The sequence below is a fragment of the Paenibacillus sp. FSL R10-2778 genome (genome assembly GCF_038593035.1).
Classification (GTDB): Bacteria; Bacillota; Bacilli; order Paenibacillales; family Paenibacillaceae; genus Paenibacillus_AQ; species Paenibacillus_AQ odorifer.
On record NZ_CP151956.1, the window covers coordinates 6,036,875 to 6,058,165 of the forward strand.

Here is a 21,291-nt window from a genome sequence, read left to right on the forward strand (position 1 = left end):
AAGGAACGAGCTTCTTACTAAAGCTTCACAACTGCTTATTCCGTCTACGTCGCTCAGGAAGAATAACAACAAGTAAGTAGACTAATGCGGGTGACGGAACTGTAGTAATCGCCCACAATCCCCAGAACCAAGCTTTTTTCCCGCGCCGTCTTGCATCCCGGAACAGTAAGGTCCCCTGCAGCATTAACGCTACTGCTATGCCAAACCACAACCAAAGAGGCACATCCTGCAGCTCATTCATTCTTGTACACCTTCTCTATTTCTTCTGATCCTGGCGATCCCTAAGCCACCCAGTCCTACAATAGGAATGATCGCCTGAATAATCCAATAGATCATGGGTGCAGAAGTGAGAATGGATAAAAATGCGCAGATCAGGATCAATGAGACCCCCCAGAATAACAGTAGTTCTTTGCGTTCCCTTCTCTTTCTCTGCACAGCTGCATCAGCCATTAACCACTCCAGTTCCTGTAACGAAGGTGGGGTGAGGTCATCATATTGCGCATCCAAACGTTCAAGCTCTTCAGTAAGCTTGTGCAAATACAGTTCTGGCTCCTTATCCTTCTCCATCCTCATTCAGCTCCTTTCGCAATTGGTTAAGACCAAGGGACACACGCGATTTGACCGTGCCAGAAGGAATTTGCATGATCACACCGATTTCTTCATAGCTATAGCCATAATAATGCTTCAGCAGCACAGCTACCCTCTGAGCAGAGGGTAGCTTGGAAATGGAATCAAGTACTTCACTCCATTCTTCCCCCCTGCTCTCAAACCGCCAACGAATCGAACGGGTGCCCTGCGCCTGCTGTTCCCGTTTCTTCCATTCTGCCTCACGTTTCCAGCGCCGCTTTCGATCGATAAATATTCTGGTGGCTATCGTAATTAACCAAGAGGAGAACGAAGAAGAACCGTTATAGGTATTGATTTTTTCCATACATCTGACCATCGTGTCCTGTACAAGATCCTCTGCCAGCAACGGATCCATAGTCACTTTGAGTAGATATTTGAACAGAAAAGTATAATGTTCTCGCAGCAGTGAAGACAGTGCTGAAGTATCTCCCTGCTGTGCCCGTCTGATTTTATCCAGCGCCTGATCGCTCATCTGCCCCTCCATTCAGGATTTCGTTCTTATTTGTAATACGATTATGTATAGTGATTCGTTCAATGCGCTTTAATTTTATTTTTTGAGCTCCCAGAGCTTACGCCGCCATGGCTGAAGCAATCCTGCTTCAGCAGGGAAATGCCAAAATAGAGGCGTTCTTCTAGGCTCGCCTCCTGAATTCACTGGTATTCTCCCATCCTTATTCTCAGATTGTATGTCCCTGCGTTCGATGGAAGTACAAAAACCGCCCTTTCCAGAACATTCTGAAAAACATCGGCATTTACTGCTGCAAAAACTAGTCCATTTCTCCTTGGAGTCATACCATCCGTAATCCAACGGGTAATATATATTCTTCTCCAATCTATTTCCCCCCATGCTTTTAAACCTATATGTAGACAAAAAAAAGAACGCAAACCGGGATTAATTCCGCAGTCTGCGTGCTTCGCGAGGTTAATGTTACATTTAATTAACAATATTGTAGTCCTTTTGTATCCCTTTGTCTATCAAAAATTCCTCGATTCTTGTCAGTTCTACTAGAATGATTGTTTATTGAGGGATATAAGGGTTACGAACTTTTTCAAAACCGATGGTTGTTCGGGAGCCATGACCTGGATAAACCTTCACTTCATCATCCATTTTGTACAGCTTGCCACGAATAGAATCGAACAAATCACGTTCCCTGCCACCAGGCAAATCGGTGCGCCCAACTCCCATTTTAAACAGCACATCTCCAGAGAATAAATCATTCCCGCATAGGAAGCTGACACTGCCCGGAGAGTGCCCAGGTGTATGGTACACGCGGAAGGTATGTCCGATGAATTGCAGAACTTGTCCTTCTGCCAGATCATACTCTGCAGGATCTGTAGTCAAAGGAGGTGAAACATCAGGCCACATCAATGAACCATTCAGCTTAGGGCTGCTGAGCCATTCACTCTCTAGTGGATGTAAATAAACAGGGCATTTCTTAGCTTTACGAATTTCGTCTACGCCGCCCATATGGTCAAAGTGCGCATGGGTCAGCAAAATAGCCTCGATCTCCATCCCTTCAATACTCCGCACTAATGCCGCAGGATTCATACCGGGATCAATAATGATACCCTTCGTTGGATCCGCACCTGTCAGCAAGTAGGCATTGGTCTGAAGCGGACCTAAATTAAACGAACGTATATTTAGCATTGGTCTAGAATCCGGAAATCAGACTTCGCAGCTCTTTTGCGATAACTGCCTGTGATTCCGTTCCTTCCCCATAAGCTTGCCCCATAGCCTTACGTACTTCTGCGATTTTGCTGTCGTAATCAGCGGCCTCGCGATCAGGATTCTCACGTTTGAACTCTCTCATTAGGCTCTGCACATGCTCTGGACGAGGACCCCAATGTCCAAGCACATATCCGCCGGTATCTGCAAAGATCACAATCGGAACAGATCTTCCGCCCATGGTCAAGAATTCATCCATAAGCTCCTGGTTCTCCTCCAAAATGAATACCTCTGTCTTCATTCCGGCAGTCTCCAAAATACGGAATACCGCAGGGACATTACGAACTACATCTCCACACCAATCAGCGGCAAGGATAAGTACCCGCAAATCATCACGATGGTTCAGGCTTTCAAAAAATTCCTTGTCACTCTCATCTTCCCAAGAAAACTTCTCATACCAGGATTCAAAAGCCTGCTGGTTCTTCGTCATGCTTTCTACAAATTGGCGCGGTGTAAGACCTTTTCCAAATTTATGAGCTACATTCGGTTTCATTTTGCAGTCCCCCTCTTCTTGGATTTAAACCACTTATACACAAAATAAATGATGATTAGTGCTAACGCTACGAGAATAATTTCGTTGGTATACTTAGCTGCTACCTCGTCAATATCTTCCCACTTATTCCCCAATGTCATACCGAGATATACGAACAAAGCACTCCATGGAATAACAGCAAGTGTAGTCAATAAAGTGAACTTACCTAAAGGCATACGAGAAATCCCCGCTGGAACGGAAATGGCATGGCGAACAACGGGAATAAAGCGTGCCGTAAAGATTACGCCTGTCCCATATTTATTGAACCACTCTTCCGAATGATCAATATGCTTTTTTTGGATAAGAATATATTTCCCGTATTTCTCCAGTACAGGCCTGCCCCCATAACGGCCAATCCAATATACAAAGATCTGGGCAATCACTCCGCCTATCGTACCAAACAATACTGCGCCAAAAAAATTAATATCTCCACTCCATACCAAGAAACCACCGAAAGCCAATACAATTTCACTAGGAATAACTTCAATCATCAGTCCGATCATAATCCCAAAATAACCAAGACTCTGAATCCATTCAAATAATGTCGAGATCAGATCAGAAATAAAATGCAAACGTGCTCCTCCTCCCTTTTCCGCAGAATATGGCTACATGTATCAAGCTAATCGCCTTTGGCATCTTTATAAGACACTAAGCGTTTAAGCGAGTGAAATATAAGAACATAAAAGCATAGATACTAATCTTATACTTTCTTATATTTTTAAAAGCTTTGCCGCTCTGCTATATTTTCCAGTTTCTCTTAGCCTATTCTAGCACAAGCAACCTTATCACTTCTACTTACGCGGCAAGCAGCTTCCATCTTCCAATCCATACTTAAAAAGAGTTTGAGTAATAGGCATAAACAAAAAAGATGAACAAATTCCACCAATAAAGGGAAAATGAACACCTTTTTATCTGCGCTCAATCAATAAGCCATCCAGCCGGCATCCGCCGTTATCACCGATCCATTCAAAAAGCTTGCAGCATCTGAAGCTAAAAATAAAGCTACTGAAGCAATCTCACTGCTCTCCCCTGTCCGTGGCATCGACGCCATACCTTCGCCCGCTTTTTGACTCCCAAAAGGACTTGGATCAGACAGATCAATATTTGTCTTTACCCCGCCCGGTGCTATGGCATTACAGCGAATTCCAAGCTTAGTGTATTGAAATCCTATATTTTTGGTCATCCCGATTACAGCATGCTTAGAGGAAGTATAAGCCACTCCCGCACGTGAGCCCGCTAAGCCGCCAATAGAGGCTACATTGATGATACATCCGCTTTCCTGCGCCATAAAAATCGGCAAAACCTTACGAATGGCTCTCATCGGACCGGTTACGTTGACCGCAAGCACCTGTTCCCACAAGTCATCAGTGATCTCGTGAGCTGGCGTCATTTTATCCATAATTCCGGCATTATTAACAAGGATATGAAGGCCTCCGAACTGTGTGGTTGCGGCATCAATCATTCGCTGTGTGTCCTCTTCCTTCGAGACATCAGCCTTTACGGGGTAGACGACTCCGTGTCCCTCACCCTTTTCCGCCTTTTTGGCTACCGCTTCTACATTCGCCAGATGGATGTCCGCAGCAATCACTTTAGCACCCTGTCGGGCAAAAAGCAGAGCAATCGCTTCTCCAATCCCCGATCCTGCACCCGTAACAACTGCGACTTTATTGGTTAGTATCATATATCCGCTCCTCTGCATCGTATGTTCGGTGCATCAAGGAATGCATGCCCTTCGTTAGTATGAGCAGGAGGAGGCTTTGAACGGTCCTTAATTTTAAAGATTCAGTGACACTTTTACACACGCTATTGCTAAGTGAATACTGCATTGACAGCTATCAAAGCAAAGAGCTATTATATATTTAGATAATTATTTAAATATCGAAAGGCAGGGTGGAATATGAATGAATCCTTTAAAGCACTAGCTGACCCTACCCGTCGCCAAATCATTCGGTTACTAAGGGAGAAAGATCGAACCGCAGGTGAAATCGCAGATTTTTTCAACATGTCTAAGCCAAGCATTTCTCACCATCTGAATGCGCTGAAGCATGCCGATCTTGTACAGGATGAGCGAAAAGGACAATTTATTATGTACTCGCTAAACACAACAGTCCTCGAAGAGGTTCTCGGTTGGTTATTGGAGCTCACTGGGACAGGTAAGCAAACGGAGACGGAGAGTAAATCACTGGACGGAAAGCAGCAACATCAGGATATCGATTCCAAAAAGGAGGCGGATTAATGATGAAAGATTTCAAATGGAGATGGCAGGATACCCTCATCGTAATATTAGGTTTAGCTACATTAGCCTACGCTCTGATCAATTACAGCAAGCTTCCGCAGGAGTTACCGGCACAATTTGGAATTACGGGTAAGGTCAACAGATACTGGGACAAAAATATAGCTATTTTTGTGTTCGGAATCTTAGGCATTGTGCTCCCGCTGATCATGCAGTTCACACGCAGCATCGACCCTAAGCGGGACAATTACAAAAAATTCGAAAATGCCTATGCCATGAGCAGACTTGCTATTGGGATGCTTTTTAATCTAATGCTGGTGCTGTCGATTGCTTACGGTCTAGGTAAAGATATAAATGTTGGGAAGATCGCCATAGGCGCTGTTGGAATAATGTTTATTGCTCTTGGCAACTACATGCCACAGGTAAAAGATAATTACTTGTTTGGGGTTCGTACAGCCTGGACGCTCGCCAACCCCGAGGTATGGCGAAAAACACATCGTCTATCCGGGATAATGTGGATGATCGGTGGCCTACTTATTTTTGCAGGAGCCTTTTTGAGCGGAGCCTTGTCTCAGCTTCTTATTATTACGGCACTCGTACTTGCAATTATCGTGCCCATTCTCTACTCCTGGATGATTTCACGTCCGCTAAAATCGTAAAGCCAACATACTAAGCCGTCGACTCAAGTCGTCGGCTTGTTCTGTCATTTGGAACTCACGATCATTATGTTGCCCTCCTTTATTAGCCTCCTCTTCTGCCAACCTTCTATATTCCAGAAGAAGTTCATTCCCAGAGGCGACGCAGACTAGGCCTTCCTTTCGATTTCCTTCTGCAAGCTTTTTTTGCCCCATAAGAAGCATCCCTTCAATCGCCTTCACCCACTTGGCATTGTTGTACTTATCCAGCCTAAAGCTCTGGTCTATCCAATATAACGCTGCCCCCGGATGGTCACTGCTCATCCATCGTTCAGCCAGCTCCCAGCTTAAGCTGGCATTCTCGGGAGAATACAACAAACTCTGCCGAAGCAGACTCACGCTCTGTTCACCCGAGAGCAGCCTAGATAATGCTATAACCGTTCGAGGTGACCGGGGATTCCAACCCAGCGATTGCTGTAGCAACTCTACCTTCACCGAAGGATCCACCGACATAATCGCTTGTCGATAGAACTTCTCTCCTTGAGCGGCGTGAAAAGATAGCACCCCCAGCAGAAGCGAAAAACAACATACCGTAGTTCCGATTAGTTGGCGAAGGCGGATTTGGGGCGATTTCTTGGGTGTGGGGTAAGCGATTAGCGGATTCGTAGGTGTAGTGACATTGGTGAGCGGGTTCGTAGATGTGGAGTGAGCGATTAGCGGATTCGCTGGTGTAGTGACATTGGTGAGCGGGTTCGTAGATGTGGATTGAGCGATTAGCGGATTCGCTGGTGTAGAGACATTGGTGAGCGGGTTCGTAGATGTGGAGTGAGCAATTAGCGGATTCGCTAGTGTAGAGACATTGGTGAACGGGTTCGTAGATGTGGAGTGAGCGATTAGCGGATTCGCTGGTATAGTGACATTGGTGAGCGGGTTCGTAGATGTGGATTGAATTGGCAGCTTGGTCTCAGACTGAGGGTGGGTTGGCGCAGATTGATGTTTCTGCTTATCCTCAGCCAGAGCAAGCGCTGGCAGCCAGAATAGCAGCAGCCAAAATAATCCGTAGCTCCAGTCAAAATCGACGACGCTGTGTAAGACGATGACCAGAAACGGCGGCAGCAACCGCGGCGATTTAGTAGCCAGCAGCCAGCCTGTTGCCAACAGCATAAGGAGTATGGCTGCAAGACCAACGAATCCTAAGTTCAACAGGATGTCAAGGTATCCATTATGCACCTGGCTGCCTACATAAGGGCGAGATTGGGCGGCAAGGTAGGCATGCCGCCAAGTCTCACCCCCACGTCCCAGCCAAGGTGCCTCTGCCGCTAGCCGCCAGGCGTCGCGGTAGAACAGCCCGCGCGCGGATACCGTCGATGACGGTCCGGTGATCCGCTCGCGCACGTGCAGGAGGACGGCGATCCCGGCCGCCGTCCAACCCGCCGCCGCCAATGCCAGCATGGCGGCTCGGGCAGTGCCCGCCGCGCTGCGCTGGCGGCGGCACAGCCACAGGCCGGCTAGCAGCGCGCCGGCCCAAAGCCCGGCCAGCAACAGCAGGCCGGGCACTGGCTCTACCGCCAACCCGGCACGGGCCAGTTGGCGGTAGAGTAGCGCCGCGGCGGCCACGGGCGCGGCGCCAGCAGCAAGAAGCGGCGCGATTAGCTGCCGCTTCCAGAGCAAGACGGCGGCGCAGGCGCAAGCCGCCGTCAGCCATGCTCCGCGCGACTCGCTGAGGAGCAGCGCGGTGGTGTACGGGAACAGCGGCAGCAAGCGCAGCAGCGCGGCGGTCGTGCTTCCCGCTTTTCCCTGCTCCGCTTCCACGCCTCCTGCCCCTTTGCTCCTCCGTTCTGCTTCTGCGCACTCCATCCCCAGCCCAACACTTCTTGCTCCCAACATATTCACGCTCTTTTTTGGCTCCCCGTAATAAACAGCAACAATAAATAGCCGTTCCAGCAGAAAAACAGCCATCACAGCACCAAAAGCATTCGGATATTCCATCAATCCTGCTAACCTAACCCCTGTGGCGCTCACTTCCGATGAATTGCTGTAGGCGACAGCGAAAGGCAACTTTACCACTCCACAAACAGCCAACAAAGCGCTCATGCTCAAAAACATACCCGCCATAGACCAAGTTACATTTACAATCCGCCGCCCCACCCGGTTCACCGCACAAAAACAAACCAATAATGCAAAGCTAGCATACAAGCCCCACCGCAGCATTTCATTCATAGTTCCCTGGGAGGAAAGCAGCCCGCGCAACCAATGAATCACATAAAGCGATAGAATAATTAAAGGGACGCTTAATAATATTCTTAAGGCTTTATTTTCTCCACTAACTTCACTAACTCCTGTAATACCTCTTACTGCACCTGCACCTGCACCTACTCCTCCCCCACTTTTTCTCCATGCGCCAACCCCAACTAGATAATAAAGCGAGCATGCACAACACAGCACAAACCATAAGGTTAGAAAGGGATACATCTCCTCAGTAAAAAACAATCCCCGCAACAAACAAGCACCCACCCCAGCTGCTATCACTAAGGCTCCACAAATATATGCGATTGATGATTCCAGACTCCGGTCTTTTTTAAAACGCCACATATAGATACCCCTATATTCGTTAATTTATCAATATCCTTTCCACATTTCCCCTTTACAAGACTAGAACGCAAAAAGACGATACCTCTCCACAAAGGAGCCGCACCGTCCTAACCATTAGATCACACTTGCTGCACTATCCGAATTCTCATCAAAAAAGCTATATAGTTGTAAAAAGTGCAGCTATTCCCGTGCTTTCGCTGCTGACTTCCACTTTAATTGTACTTTGTGCAACTGTTTTTCGAGAATCCCGCCATATGCGGAGTATTGTTCGTTTTTAAGTGTACAAAGTGCAACTAAATCACTAAAACGCAGCTTCAGAGCATATTTAATTGCATAAAGTACAACTAAATCAACTCACCATTAGATCGCACTCACTGCAACATCCTAACCATTAGATCACACTAGCTGCAACATCCTAATTCTCATCAAAAAAACTATATAGTTGTAAAAAGTGCAGCTATTCCCGTGCTCTCGCCGCTTACTTCCACTTTAATTGTACTTTGTGCAACTGTTTTTCGAGAATCCCGCCATATGCGGAGTATTGTTCGTTTTTAAGTGTACAAAGTGCAACTAAATCACTAAAACGCAGCTTCAGAGCATATCCAGTTGCACAAAGTACAACTAAATCAACTCACCATTAGATCGCACGAGCCGTACCGTCCTAACCATTAGATCACACTAGCTGCACCATCCAATTTCCCATTAAAAAAGCTATATAGTTGTAAAAAGACAACTGATCGAATTAGGCTGCACCTATAAGTGCCCATTCTACAGTCACCGTTCTACCATGCTACAGTCCTACCGTCCTACGCTTTCTACCTTAATATCCTCTACCCTTCTACCGAACTCTCAGTAGGAAGCAGATCGGCGCATACGCGTTCGAGGTAGGGTTTTGCTCCCAGAAAATCGCGGAATGCGGTGTATTCACGCCATTTGACGGAGTTGTCTCCGGCGGAGCTCTTAACGGCACGAATCAAAATGTTCTTCGGTGTATTCTCCAGATCGATGAATTCCAGCAGCTGGCTACTATAACCCATCATGTCGAGCAATTTGGCGCGAATGGCGTCTGTAGCCAAGGCGGAAAAACGCTCTTTCAATATGCCATGCGAGAGCATAGGGCTCATTACTTCATTTTCGATTTGTGCGAATAATTCATGCTGGCAGCAAGGCACGGACAAAATAACAGACGCTCCCCAACGTACTGCTTTTTCAAGGGCAGCATCGGTAGCTGTGTCGCAAGCATGGAGTGTGATCACCATGTCCACTTGCTCCAGCTCATTATACTCGGCAATGTCACCCACGAAGAACTTCAAGTGATCATAACCGATTTTGGCAGCAAGTTCGTTACAATGCTCAATCACATCTGCTTTTAAATCTAACCCAATGATATTAAGCTCCCGCTTCTTGCGAACGGTCAGATAGTGATACAGCGCAAAGGTCAAATATGATTTTCCACAGCCAAAATCCACAATCGTCAACGGTCGGCCTGTTGGCAGATCGGCAAGCACGTCCTCTACCATCTCCAGAAAACGATTGATCTGCCGAAACTTATCATATCTTTTGGCTAGCACTTTACCTTCTTTATTCATGATTCCAAGCTCCACCAGAAATGGCACAGGCTCTCCATCCTCCAGCACATAACGTTTGCGACGGTTGTGAGCTAGATCCGGCTCTTCCTTTTTACTTGGAGACTTGGTTAGGATTGATACTTTGAATTTCTTACTAATAAGCACCTGATAATCGGCTTCTACTGTACACAACAAACCTTGCCGATACGTTTCTCTAAATAAAAGAGATATTTCTTCCGCCGCTAACTCTGCGGGTACGTTGCGATGTTCTACCTTTGTACCAATATAGGACGCAAACTGATAATGCAGCTTCCCCTTTAGTTCAACAGGTTTAACCTGCACTTTGGTACAATTTTCGCCTTTATAACGTACTTGACTTAGGGTAGCCGTAATCAAAGTACGGTCATTAATTAGTTGTTCAATTAGAGCTGTTAAAGATTCCACAACGCACATCTCACTTTCGGGATTAAAAATGGAGAATCTATGTCTCCTAACCATCATCGTTCATTATATCACGTGTTAACAAGGGGCGTTCCTTGTTCTAGCAGGGCTTAACATGCAGCTCTCCACTAACTATAGTTAATGCTCGCCCAGACATCTTAATCTCGTCTTTACTTACCTCTAACTGAAGCAAACCTCCACGTTTCGAAGCTTGATAAGCGGTCAACTGCGTACGATTGAGTCTATCCGCCCAAAAAGGTGCCAATGCAGTATGCGCTGAGCCTGTTACCGGATCCTCATTCACTCCTACCTTCGGCGCAAAAAAACGTGATATACAATCAATACCTTCGATAGAGCTTTCTGCGGTAACCGCGAAACCTCTCCCTTCAAGCCCGGATAAAGCTCCGAAGTCAGGGCTGAGTTCGCGAACCCGGGCTTCCTGATCCAGTCGTACAAGTACATTGTCAGCATATCGCATAGTTTCCACCACATTGGCTTCTGCAATACCAAGTGCTGCTGCGAGACCTGAAATTACAGGAGAGGGTTGAAGCTGATAAGGCGGGAAGTACAGTGAGATCAAATCTCCTGAACGAGAAGCTCTGAGCAACCCACTGCGTGTATAGAACCTTGCTTCCATGTCAGGCGCTAGCAATCCGCTCTCCCATAGTACATGCGCACTTGCTAGAGTCCCATGCCCACACAGCTTGACCTCAACTTTAGGTGTAAACCATCGCAAGCGATATCCCTCTTCCTCTGGCCAGAGAAAAGCTGTCTCTGACAAGTTCATTTCCGCTGCTGTCTTCTGCATATAACCTTCATCGACGGGATGCTCCAGTAAACATACCGCCGCAGGATTGCCTGAATAAGCCTGTTCTGCAAAAGCATCGATAATATATAAAGGGATATTCATCGTATTCATCAGGTTCCTGCTTCCTTTCGTATCGCTGTTACCCTGCCCCACTCTTTTAACCCCTGCTCTACTTCCTCCAGAGGAAGGGCACCTTGTTCCAATTCTGCAGATGATTTGAGCAGCAGCCGATTGTACAGCTTATCCCCTTCTATTACAACATCTTCTCCTTGCTCCCACAGCCGGTAGAGGCTGTCCTCCGCTTTACTATATCGTCCTACCGACTCCATATACTCCAACAGTAGCCGCTCCGTTTTAGACGGGAGACGATAGGCCTGCACATCCTGCAAGAGTTCATCAATTTCCTGAGTCATATGCAGCAGCTCCCTGTCTGCTCCATGAAGATCCGCGTACAAATATAAGTGTAAAGCTCTCATACTTCTAAATAATGCTGCATCCTTATCGCCATTTGCCGCATAAATGCTGCCTTCTTCCTTCAGCAGTTTGGCCAAACCTTGAAGCTTATCGGACTCAACCACACCGCCAAAACGAAACATATCTATGATATCTTCTACAGATAGTGAATTTAAAAGACGTGAATTCAGCGGAAAATGCCGGTTCAACAGCTCATCGATTTCCCATAAAGCTTCTGTCGTCTTCCGTTCCTGCTTCAGAGAAAATACCTTGGCAACCATCGCCGTCATATCTTCGATCATCCGGACAATATAGTCTCTTCGAAACATGCAATTCCTCCTTTTCCGTACTGTGGTAGCAAAAAATTCAGGACTCAGACCACTTAAGTTATTCTATTGATTTATCTTAAACCATTGCCGAATTCTATGCCAGTTAAGGAAAATACCAGATCATTAGATAGTCCTTAAAAAAAGAGGCAGCACACGCCATAATGGCGCCGTGCTGCCTCTTTGTAGATATTTTTTTTATACGCGGCTATTGTCTAAAACGGAAGCCTGAACAAAATCCTTTATGATCTCGGCTAACCGTTCAGGAGCTTCAAAAAGACTCATGTGGCCTACACCCGATATCGTTGCTTGCGTTATATTCGGTTTATCCGCAGTAAAGGTTCGTTCAGCAGGAATCAATCCATCCTGCTCGCCAGCAACAAGCAATACCGGCAACGTAGTGGCCGTAATTACATCCCGTCGATCTGGACGCTCACGCATCGCCAGTGCAGCTCCTGCCGCTCCTTGTGGAGGCGTTTTGTAGCCGATTTCTTTAGCGCGCTCCAGCAGCTGTGGAGATGTAGAAGGGGTTGCTTCAGCAAACAATCCTGGTACGAAGCTGTCTACGAAAGGAGTAATCCCTTCATTTTGAATCGCGCTGACACTCTTCAGTCGTTTTTCCTTAGCTTCTTCACTATCTGGATAAGCAGTAGAATGAATTAATCCAAAGCCTTTCAATCGAGAAGCATAACGCTGAGCAAACGATAGCGTAATATATCCGCCAAGCGAATGACCAAGCATGATGCATTCAGCAATCTCCAGCGAATCTAACAGACCCAGAACATCATCTGCCATTTGTTCAATACTATAAGGTCCTAATGGAGCTTCCGAAGCTCCGTGACCACGTAAATCGGGAGCAATCACTCGGTAGCCGCTGCTTAAGACAGGAATGACTTGTTCCCAATATTCAGCGCTTCCACAAAAGCCATGCAGCAATACAATAACTTCGCCTTTCCCCTGATCACTGTAGCATATATTGCTTCCGTCACAACGAACTCTTTCCATGGCTGCTTCCCTCTTTCTAGAATACTAAGATAATGTGTCTAATATCTATTATTAAGCAAAACAGCCCGCCTTGAAACGGACAACTTATTTTTAAGTGCCCAATGGGTACTACTGGAGTCCGAATCCTTTTGCTGCCGCTATAGCGATATGTTCTGCCATAACCATCACTCTATGCAGTGGAGTGGTCTGCAACGTTCTATAGGGTTTCGGGCCATTCATATCTACAACGGCCGCCAAACTATAGTGACCTACGGCTGGAAGATTTGCCCCCACCGATTGTGCAGGCTGCAGTGGCTCACTCGAAACGAAGTAATATCCAAGCGCGATCGGAGGACCCAGACAAGCATCTACCGCAACTACAATATGCCCGGAGGGAATCTCAGCCACTCTGGCCACCAAATTATCTGCATCGCAAGGAGACGGCAACGTACCGATTACATGTCGGAAGCCATGTTCCACAAGTTTGCTGCCCGTCAGCGGACCGAGTGCATCTCCTGTAGACCGATCTGTTCCAATGCACAGGAACGTGACTTCCTCGGCGGAATGCAGAGCAGCTATTTCCATGAAAAAGGACACTAATCCAGCATCGTCCATTTTAATGCGTTTTCCGCTTCCCTGTTCTCTGATTGCCAATACATTTCCTCCCTTCGATGATATTTTTGATCTCATGCCTTTAATTTAACATGATTTCAGTGAACCCGACAAAAAAATGGTGGTCAACCTGCCAAACATGGTAAAATACATGAATCAGTATACAGAGAGGATGTTTTAACCTAATGGATTTAACAAAGCCTAGTCAGGAAAATGTTGAGTATATGATCGAGGCTATCAAGAACAAATTAAAAATGGCCAGTGCCGCGGCGATGCAAGCCTCCGCTTTTTCAGTAGATCATTATGAAGATATCTATGATGTTTATGAGGTAGCCATGGGCAGCGACAGACTGAGTATTTCTCAGGTGGAAGCACTCGTCTCCGAACTCGGCCGTCTACGTCATAAATAATAGTTCTCCCTATTACAAGAAGAACCGATGTTGCCGTCCTTTAAAGATGACCACCGCTTCTCGTAGAAAAAAGCCCTTCGCTGTGTATCCAGAAGATGGATTCGTAGTCGAAGGGCTCTTTTTATATGATCCTACTTTATGAAATTAAGCTTGAACTCAGTATCCGCATGGCCTACTCGTGTACCCCCGTCATTGTAAATCACGCCTGAAAATGCATTGCGCAGCTTTTCCAAGGTATTTTTCTGACTATAACCAATTTGATTTAAAATTCCCTGTACAATAAGTCCCCACTCTTCTTCCGACCCGTCCAGAATCTTGAAGGCAATCCCCAGTCGCTCACGGCGTAAGCCGAAGCAATACACACCCTTAAATCCACCCTTAGCAATAATATTATCATCTTCCAAAAGAATAGAATCAAGGCGACCAGATCCAGAAACCATCTCCGGATAAGCATTCATTGCCGTTGTAATAGTAGTAACCGCTTTGCGAGTAGCTTCATCTGCAATCAAATCCGGATTGGCTAATTTCAAATAGGCCGTCGCCAAGGCGGTCAGAGGCAGAGCAAATACCGGCAGCCCGCATCCGTCCGTACCTAAACCGATACTGTCTGGGGCCACACCGGCCATATAAGCAATGGTGTCGATAATCTCACGCTGCACCGTTTGCTCCGGCTGTGAGTATTCTTCAAGCGGCAAACCTTTGAGCTTACTGTAAGATAAGATACCCATGTGCTTGCCCGCACAGTTATGATAGAACTTTCTTTTGCCCGCACCACGAATGGCGTTCTCCCTGCTGGAATAATCCAGCGGGTAACTCGTTGCACAGATCATTTGTTGCTCATCGATGCCAATCTTGGAGGATATGCTCTCTAGCGCAGCTACATGGTAGCTCTCTCCCCGATGAGAGGCGGTCATCAGGGCAACCTCTGCGGGTGTAAAGCCGTAATGCTCCACAATCCCCCCACGTACGCCTGGAATAGCCTGAAGGGGTTTAGCAGCTGAACGGGTGAACGATACAAATTCCGGATCACCTGCATACCCCTTTAAATTTCCGTTCTCTCCTACGATGGCAATATGCCCACTATGGACACATTCCAGCAAATCCGCCCGATACTCTCGTACTAATACGGTTTCCATGATTTCTCTCCTCTTTTAACTAGATGCTCTATAACTCACAAGGACTTATTAGTATTCACATTTAATAAATGCTAGAAAATAACCCCGAGCTCCGGGATTTTTGAGTACTCTACAAACTCCCTTAAGTGTTGGTTCCATGAGGAATTCTACTCCTATTTTCATTATTCTTCAATCCTGTCCCCACCAAGAAGATTTTAGAAACCGGATAAAATATAAAAAACCGCTTCCTTCTCAGAACCTTGATCTCTGAGTAGAAAGCGGTTTTTATGGAATTCAGCGTAGCCTCACAAGGGTAGCGCAGTTCGTCTTATCCTTTGCTTGCACCTGCGGTCAGGCCATCCACCAAGAAACGCTGTAGGAAAATGAACAGCAGCGTGACTGGGAGAGCGACCAATACCGCTCCGGCAGCGAACAACGTAAACTCGGTTGAGTTACTTTGGTTCACCATCCGGTAAAGCCCAACGGCGAGCGTTCTTGTATCCTCCGTACGCAATACAAGGTCGGCGAATATAAAATCCACAAAGCAGCCGTTGAAAATCATAAGGCTGGCATAGGTGAGCATCGGCTTAGATAACGGGATCATGATAGAAAGAAATACTTTCATATGACTCGCCCCATCCATTCGCGCAGCATCTTCCAAGCTTTTAGGAATCGTATCAAAAAAACCTTTAGCCACAAAAACATTCGTGATAATAGCACCGCTGCTGTACACGAGCACAAGTGCCCAATGAGAATTCAGTAGCCCAAGTGTGTTCAGCAGCACGTAAACTGCTATCATAGCCATAAATCCCGGAAACATCTGCAGAACTAGGAGCGTGGTTAGTGTAGTTTTTCTGCCCGTAAATCGATAACGAGAAATGGCGTACGAAGTCAGCAGCAGCAAAAAGGTGCCGAGCAGCGTAGACAACGCCGCAATCTTTAGCGTATTCATGAACCATAACAAATATTTAGTTTGCTCAAACAGTTCCTTGTAATGAACAAAGGTGAAATTCTTAGGAATCAATGAGTCACTGAACAAACTGTTTCCTGTTTTGAACGAAGACATAATAATCCAGAAGGCTGGGAAAAGACTAATAAAACTGAGCACAATCAGCAATAAATGGCTTCCAAACGTTTTTAACGCTTCCGTCAGTCTTAGCTTCATGCAATCATATCCTCCTCTTTAAAGGATCGCGTCCGCCGGTAGCTCCAGATGGAGAATGTCGCGACCATCAGGAAGATGACAATCCCGATGACAGAAGCAAAGCTGTACTGTGACTGGTTCAGCGCCAGTTTATAAAGCCAAGTCACCAGCAGGTCAGTGTGGCCCGCGTACTGGTAGTTAGGATTAACCGGTTCTCCATTAGTCATTAGATAAATGACATTAAAGCTGTTAATGTTGCCGGCAAACTGCATAATCAGGATAGGTGCGGTTGCGAACAATACCATGGGCAGCGTAATCATGCGGAATTTATAAAATGACCCAGCACCGTCTACTTCTGCCGCTTCATACATATCCTTCGGAATTGTTGTCAGCACCCCAAAGGCCAGAATCATGGTCACCGGAATGCCGATCCACATATTAGCCAGAATTACAGTGACCTTAGCCCAGAAAGGATTGGTTAGCCAGGCCACACCCTCCAGTCCCAAGGCTCTTAAATAACTATTGATCGGTCCGAATTGATTATTGAACATATTGCGCATGACGAGCAGAGAAATCATATTGGGAATAGCGAATGGAACGATCAGAAGTGTGCGCCAAAGCTTTTTGCAGCGGACACGTGGCTGGTGAATAAGTACTGCAATGAGCACACCTCCAATGTAAGTCGTCGCAGTAGCAATAACCGCCCAGATCAAGGTCCAAGTCAGCACTCCACCGAAGGTGGAACTCCAGACATCCAGACTAAGCATTTTATTAAAATTACCGAAACCCACCCAGTCTACCAGATGTGCTGGCGGTAAAATCGGGTCGGCATAGTTCGTAAACGCCAGTAGCACCGAAAAAACAAGTGGTAATATCGTCAGAAAAACCACGGCCACAAAGGGAATCGCGAGGACAAGATAGGCAAAATTCCTCCGCCCCATAGCTCTGAGCGATTCAGCGAATGAATGAATGGGCTCTTTCCGGTCCCGTGCAGCTCCAACTAGGAATGCATCTCTGATGTTCAGTAAATGAAAAGCTGTATAAAAGAGCAGCGCCAGCAATGCCATTAGACCATTGATCATCATAAAAATGGAGTGGTCGCCTTCCACCATCCGGGTTAATTTGCCTACCTTGACCATACGGCTTGGAAATTCACCAAGCGTAATTAAGCCATGCAAATGTCCCATCAGATCATGAGCAATATAGTAGATTCCAGCAGACCCCACCAGCAGGAATACCAATCCTTTCAGCCACTGCCGGTTGTAGAACTGGCCCAGTCCCGGAATAATAGCCGAGAGTAGCGCTGCGCCTGTTTTTTTCCTCATGGTTAAATCACCTGCCCTTTACTTCGACTCCAGATCGGCCTGAATCGTGGTTACAGTCTGATCCAGCGTCTGTTTAACATCAAGATTTGAGTCGTTCCACAGGGACACAAACGCTGCTTTTAGGGGTTCCCAGACCGATTTAATTTCTGAAACGGAAGGCATTGGAACGGAATTTTGGAATTGCTCGAAGAATCCGCCAATAATAGGGTCATCTTTGATTTCCGGCGCTTCTCCAGCCTCTATACTCGCAGGAATCGCTCCCGTCATCTCAAAATTCTTAAGCTGATTCTCCTTGTTGCTTGCAAAATGTGCGAACAAACGGCCTGCGACCGGATATTCCGTATATGAGTTGACATAATACGATTTGACCCCGGAGAAAGAAAGACTGTCTTGACCGTCAGGTCCCTTTGGAAGAGGCGCCACACCCAGGTTAACATTTTCCTTAAACGCCGCTATGGACCACGGCCCGTCGATATTCATCGCCAGCTTACCTTCTTGGAACAACTGTGTTTTCACGTCATAAGTGATATCTCCTGCATTCAAAGGCAGAATTTTTTTGAGGCTCTGCAGAAACGTAAACCCTTTGATAGTGCCCTCATTGTTCAATCCAATATCCTTGAAATTCGTATTGTTGTCTCCGTAAATATATCCGCCGAAGCTGCCAATAAACGGATAGCTGTAATATCCGACGAATTCCCACATGATTGCGAATTTGTTTTCCTTCGGATTGTTGTACGTATCTGCAAAAGCAATCACATCATCCCACGTTTTAGGAGCCTCAGGAATCAGATCCTTGTTGTAGAACAGCGCATAGGTTTCCACCGATTTAGGATAACCGTAAAGAATGCCATCATAAGACGATGCCTGAACGGCTGTTGCCACCATCGTTGATTTGGTTTCTTCCTCAAAAACATCATTTGGCAAAAGCAGCCCTGCTTTTACGGCTTGCCCGATCTGGTCATGGGGCAGAGTCAACACATCTGCAGCAAGTTTAGACGGACCATCCGTCGCCAGTCTTGCGCCTTGATCACCACCTGCCATTTCCTCAACTGTGACGGGAACACCATATTCTTTTTCGAAATCAGCAGCAATCTGCTTCATGTACTCAAGCTGCTCCTTGGCTTCCCAGACCATCAGTTTGGCCCCTGCTTCTGGTTTCATTTCCTCATCGGTGGTATTCTCTCCGGAAGTATTTGTCTCATTTGTGGTTCCCCCCGGCTCGTTCACTGCGGAATTCGGACTCGAATTCGGCTTTGATGCGGAGTTCCCATTGCCTGAACCGCATGCGGTGACCGTCAAAGTTAACAGCAGGCATAGGACTAAACTAAATGTTACCGCTTGCATTTTGGAACGTTTACTCTTCTTCATTTGCTCATCTCCCCTTCGTTCATGAGTGATTAAACCTAACCCGCATTGAAAAAAAGCATATAAAAAAGGTACAACCTCATTTGCACAAAGTGCCGAGGTTGTACCTTTCCAGGTAACAGTGCCTTTAATTTGAATGCGTGTTATGAAAAATCAAGTTCGTTCGCCCTCATTCTATAATATCCATAATTTTGATTGCAATCAGAGTATAAGTCCAAAAAAGACGGTTTAACAAAGTTTATCTTTTCTTTTCTTTTATTTTCTCTTTATCCCTACCACATACTAAATATTCCATATTGTAATTTCTTGTGAAATAACCTCTTGCTTTGCTCTTGAGGGTTATGGTAAGATGCAGACAAATTTAAAGGCAATGAAACCGCCAAGGGTTCAACCTCTGAAAATCATGAGGTTGGCCCTTTTTTGCGTTTACATGCCCGAAGGGATGGAAAATGAGTATGATTCAACCGGAAGCCGTTTATCACCGTATGGGACAAAATTGGTCATATGCCTACGATGAGTCTACACTTCATATTCGCATAAGAACTAAGCGGGACAACGTATCACAGATCGATCTTTTCTGTGGAGATAAATTTGGCTGGGACAAAACGCATGAGGTCATTCCAATGCAGCGCCTCGCTTCTGACGGCTTGTTCGATTACTGGCAAGCCTCCGTCCGTCCTGTTTACCGCAGACTCGCGTATTACTTTGCGCTTTATGACAAAGACGAAGTTCTTTATTTTTTAGAAAAAGGTTTTTATCCAGAGCCACCTGCTGTGGTATATGAAGGCTTGTTCGACTTTCCATTTTTGAATCGTGAAGATGTGCACTCCCCTCCATCGTGGGTGAAAGATGCAGTATTTTATCAAATATTCCCGGAGCGTTTCGCGAATGGGGATCCCACCAACGATCCGACAGATGTATTGGAATGGGGCGGCACGCCGAGTCCTCGGAATTTCTTCGGAGGGGACTTACAGGGTGTACTAGATCATTTGGATTATCTCTGTGAATTGGGCATCAATGCTATATATTTTAATCCTTTATTTGCGGCAACCACCAATCATAAATACGATACAAAAGATTATTATTTGGTCGATCCTCATTTTGGCACCAATACATTGCTGAAAGAGCTTGTGGACTCCTGTCACTCCAAAGGCATCCGTGTCATCCTGGACGGTGTCTTTAATCATTGCGGTCATACCTTCCCGCCATTTGTTGATCTGCTCGCGAACGGGCAATCTTCACGTTATGCGGATTGGTTCCATGTACGCGAGTGGCCGCCACAGGTCATCGACGGAATTCCCACCTATGACACCTTTGCATTTGAGCCTATCATGCCTAAGTTCAACACTGAGAATCCTGAAGTCATAGAATATCTACTGAATGCAGGCCGCTATTGGATCGAGGAAATCGGTATAGACGGCTGGCGGCTTGATGTCGCAAATGAAGTCTCCCATTCGTTCTGGCGGCAATTCTGCAGTACGATCAAAAGCATTAATCCAGAAGCCTATCTCGTAGGAGAAATCATGCATGATTCCTTGCCGTGGCTGCTTGGCGATCAATTTGACGCCGTTATGAATTACCCGCTAACGAATATTCAAATTAATTTTTTCGCTCACGGACAGATCAATGCTGCACAATTCTCTCAGTCGGTTGCTACTATGCTAGCGAATTATCCGCAGCAAATTACGGAAGCCGCCTTTAATCTGCTAGACAGCCATGATACAGTTCGTTTCCTGACACTTTGTGGCGGTGACATCAGGAAGTTAAAGCTGGCCGTTTTGTTCCAGATGACCTTTCAAGGAGCACCCTGTGTTTATTATGGCGATGAAATCGGCATGGATGGCGGATACGATCCGGACAACCGAAAATGTATGGAGTGGGACTCCCAGAAACAGAATCAAGAATTGTTCGAATACTATCGCTGGACGATCAGCCTTCGTAAATCTCATCCCGCATTCCGGAGCAGTGGATTTAAAGCGGTGGAGATTCCGGGTTATCCAAAGCTGCTTGTATATGAGCGGTGGGACAAACAAAGCCGGTTCATAATCGTATTGAACAATGAAGATGTTATGGCCGAAGTCATCATTCCTGTAACCGGAGCAGACACGATATGGGTAAATCTAAAGACGCAGAAACGGACTGAAACCTCCACATCCCAGCTGCATCTGAATCTGCCTGAATTCGGCTATGCGGTACTCCAAGCCGTTAATGATTAATCCGTAACATTATAAATTCAATCGTGGAAGGATGGAGACATATGCTGCATATCACAGCCTGTCTTCGCCCTTCTTTTTGCGCATAAACAAATCTTGATAAAGCCTTAAAAACGCGGTTTATATGACCTAAAGCCCTCTAGGTTACCGTATCCTCCCTTAAACTCCCGTAATCTCTCCCT

21 protein-coding genes are annotated in these 21,291 nt (G+C 46.2%); 4 read left to right on the forward strand and 17 right to left on the reverse strand.

The genetic code is table 11. From position 1 onward, the window contains the following. Window positions 1-25: 25 nt before the first annotated feature. The 7 genes from NST40_RS27040 to NST40_RS27070 all read right to left on the reverse strand — a co-directional run bounded on the left by NST40_RS27040 (window position 26) and on the right by NST40_RS27070 (window position 4,566). On the reverse strand, window positions 26-241 hold the full coding sequence (locus NST40_RS27040) for a hypothetical protein (RefSeq protein WP_076128644.1): 216 nt from the start codon (window positions 239-241) through the stop codon (window positions 26-28). Further along, window positions 238-567 (reverse strand): YxlC family protein, encoded by a 330-nt coding sequence (locus tag NST40_RS27045; RefSeq protein ID WP_076128645.1) that lies wholly within the window; start codon window positions 565-567, stop codon window positions 238-240. The genes NST40_RS27040 and NST40_RS27045 overlap by 4 nt, the downstream gene beginning before the upstream one ends. Further along, entirely contained in the window at window positions 554-1,099 is a 546-nt protein-coding gene (gene sigY / locus NST40_RS27050; protein WP_076219278.1) for an RNA polymerase sigma factor SigY, read from the reverse strand. Before sigY ends, NST40_RS27045 begins: the two co-directional genes overlap by 14 nt. 546 nt (window positions 1,100-1,645) lie before the next feature. Continuing rightward, window positions 1,646-2,275: an MBL fold metallo-hydrolase gene (locus NST40_RS27055; RefSeq protein WP_076208640.1), complete on the reverse strand. Its 630-nt coding sequence runs from the start codon at window positions 2,273-2,275 to the stop codon at window positions 1,646-1,648. Window positions 2,276-2,279: 4 nt separating this feature from the next. Continuing rightward, window positions 2,280-2,846: a thioredoxin family protein gene (locus NST40_RS27060; protein ID WP_076128653.1), complete on the reverse strand. Its 567-nt coding sequence runs from the start codon at window positions 2,844-2,846 to the stop codon at window positions 2,280-2,282. Continuing rightward, a complete protein-coding gene (locus tag NST40_RS27065) occupies window positions 2,843-3,457 on the reverse strand; it encodes a DedA family protein (protein WP_036680184.1) in 615 nt (204 codons plus the stop codon). Before NST40_RS27065 ends, NST40_RS27060 begins: the two co-directional genes overlap by 4 nt. Before the next feature lie 350 nt (window positions 3,458-3,807). Beyond that, window positions 3,808-4,566, reverse strand: coding sequence for a glucose 1-dehydrogenase (locus NST40_RS27070; protein WP_076219277.1), 759 nt, complete (start codon window positions 4,564-4,566; stop codon window positions 3,808-3,810). A 216-nt stretch (window positions 4,567-4,782) separates the two neighbouring features. Here NST40_RS27070 and NST40_RS27075 point away from each other — a divergent pair, with 216 nt between their 5' ends. After that, window positions 4,783-5,121 carry an autorepressor SdpR family transcription factor gene (locus NST40_RS27075; RefSeq protein WP_076179758.1) on the forward strand — a complete coding sequence of 113 codons (339 nt, stop codon included), beginning with the start codon at window positions 4,783-4,785 and terminating at the stop codon, window positions 5,119-5,121. Further along, window positions 5,121-5,777: an SdpI family protein gene (locus tag NST40_RS27080; RefSeq protein WP_052097330.1), complete on the forward strand. Its 657-nt coding sequence runs from the start codon at window positions 5,121-5,123 to the stop codon at window positions 5,775-5,777. Before NST40_RS27075 ends, NST40_RS27080 begins: the two co-directional genes overlap by 1 nt. Here NST40_RS27080 and NST40_RS27085 read toward each other — a convergent pair. The 6 genes from NST40_RS27085 to yyaC all read right to left on the reverse strand — a co-directional run bounded on the left by NST40_RS27085 (window position 5,766) and on the right by yyaC (window position 13,579). Next, window positions 5,766-8,345, reverse strand: coding sequence for an O-antigen ligase family protein (locus tag NST40_RS27085; protein WP_076277155.1), 2,580 nt, complete (start codon window positions 8,343-8,345; stop codon window positions 5,766-5,768). The two genes, NST40_RS27080 and NST40_RS27085, sit on opposite strands and share 12 nt — an antisense overlap. Before the next feature lie 830 nt (window positions 8,346-9,175). Then, window positions 9,176-10,366, reverse strand: coding sequence for an SAM-dependent methyltransferase (locus NST40_RS27090; protein ID WP_076303094.1), 1,191 nt, complete (start codon window positions 10,364-10,366; stop codon window positions 9,176-9,178). Between the two features lie 88 nt (window positions 10,367-10,454). Continuing rightward, window positions 10,455-11,273, reverse strand: a complete 819-nt coding sequence (locus NST40_RS27095; RefSeq protein WP_256719029.1) for a PhzF family phenazine biosynthesis protein — start codon at window positions 11,271-11,273, stop codon at window positions 10,455-10,457. Next, the gene (locus tag NST40_RS27100) at window positions 11,273-11,944 is read right to left on the reverse strand and encodes a DUF6483 family protein (protein WP_076128661.1); all 672 of its coding nucleotides are present in this window, start codon (window positions 11,942-11,944) and stop codon (window positions 11,273-11,275) included. The genes NST40_RS27095 and NST40_RS27100 overlap by 1 nt, the downstream gene beginning before the upstream one ends. A gap of 195 nt (window positions 11,945-12,139) precedes the next feature. Next, the gene (locus NST40_RS27105; protein WP_076277154.1) at window positions 12,140-12,946 is read right to left on the reverse strand and encodes an alpha/beta hydrolase; all 807 of its coding nucleotides are present in this window, start codon (window positions 12,944-12,946) and stop codon (window positions 12,140-12,142) included. 108 nt (window positions 12,947-13,054) lie between these two features. After that, entirely contained in the window at window positions 13,055-13,579 is a 525-nt protein-coding gene (gene yyaC, locus NST40_RS27110) for a spore protease YyaC (RefSeq protein WP_248549634.1), read from the reverse strand. Between the two features lie 143 nt (window positions 13,580-13,722). On the opposite strand from yyaC, the gene NST40_RS27115 reads away from it, so the two are divergent. After that, window positions 13,723-13,947, forward strand: coding sequence for a DUF1128 domain-containing protein (locus tag NST40_RS27115; protein ID WP_036680203.1), 225 nt, complete (start codon window positions 13,723-13,725; stop codon window positions 13,945-13,947). Between the two features lie 131 nt (window positions 13,948-14,078). Here NST40_RS27115 and NST40_RS27120 read toward each other — a convergent pair whose 3' ends face one another. From NST40_RS27120 to NST40_RS27135, 4 genes are all read right to left on the reverse strand, one after another. After that, on the reverse strand, window positions 14,079-15,083 hold the full coding sequence (locus tag NST40_RS27120; RefSeq protein ID WP_076128665.1) for an asparaginase: 1,005 nt from the start codon (window positions 15,081-15,083) through the stop codon (window positions 14,079-14,081). Between the two features lie 307 nt (window positions 15,084-15,390). Continuing rightward, window positions 15,391-16,227, reverse strand: a complete 837-nt coding sequence (locus NST40_RS27125; RefSeq protein ID WP_076128667.1) for a sugar ABC transporter permease — start codon at window positions 16,225-16,227, stop codon at window positions 15,391-15,393. Next, window positions 16,224-17,531, reverse strand: a complete 1,308-nt coding sequence (locus NST40_RS27130; protein ID WP_076128669.1) for a sugar ABC transporter permease — start codon at window positions 17,529-17,531, stop codon at window positions 16,224-16,226. Before NST40_RS27130 ends, NST40_RS27125 begins: the two co-directional genes overlap by 4 nt. 18 nt (window positions 17,532-17,549) lie before the next feature. Beyond that, a complete protein-coding gene (locus NST40_RS27135) occupies window positions 17,550-18,899 on the reverse strand; it encodes a maltose ABC transporter substrate-binding protein (protein ID WP_256719028.1) in 1,350 nt (449 codons plus the stop codon). A 446-nt stretch (window positions 18,900-19,345) separates the two neighbouring features. Between NST40_RS27135 and NST40_RS27140 the strand changes: the two genes are divergently transcribed. Further along, window positions 19,346-21,112, forward strand: coding sequence for a glycoside hydrolase family 13 protein (locus NST40_RS27140; RefSeq protein WP_305954104.1), 1,767 nt, complete (start codon window positions 19,346-19,348; stop codon window positions 21,110-21,112). Window positions 21,113-21,291 lie beyond the last annotated feature (179 nt).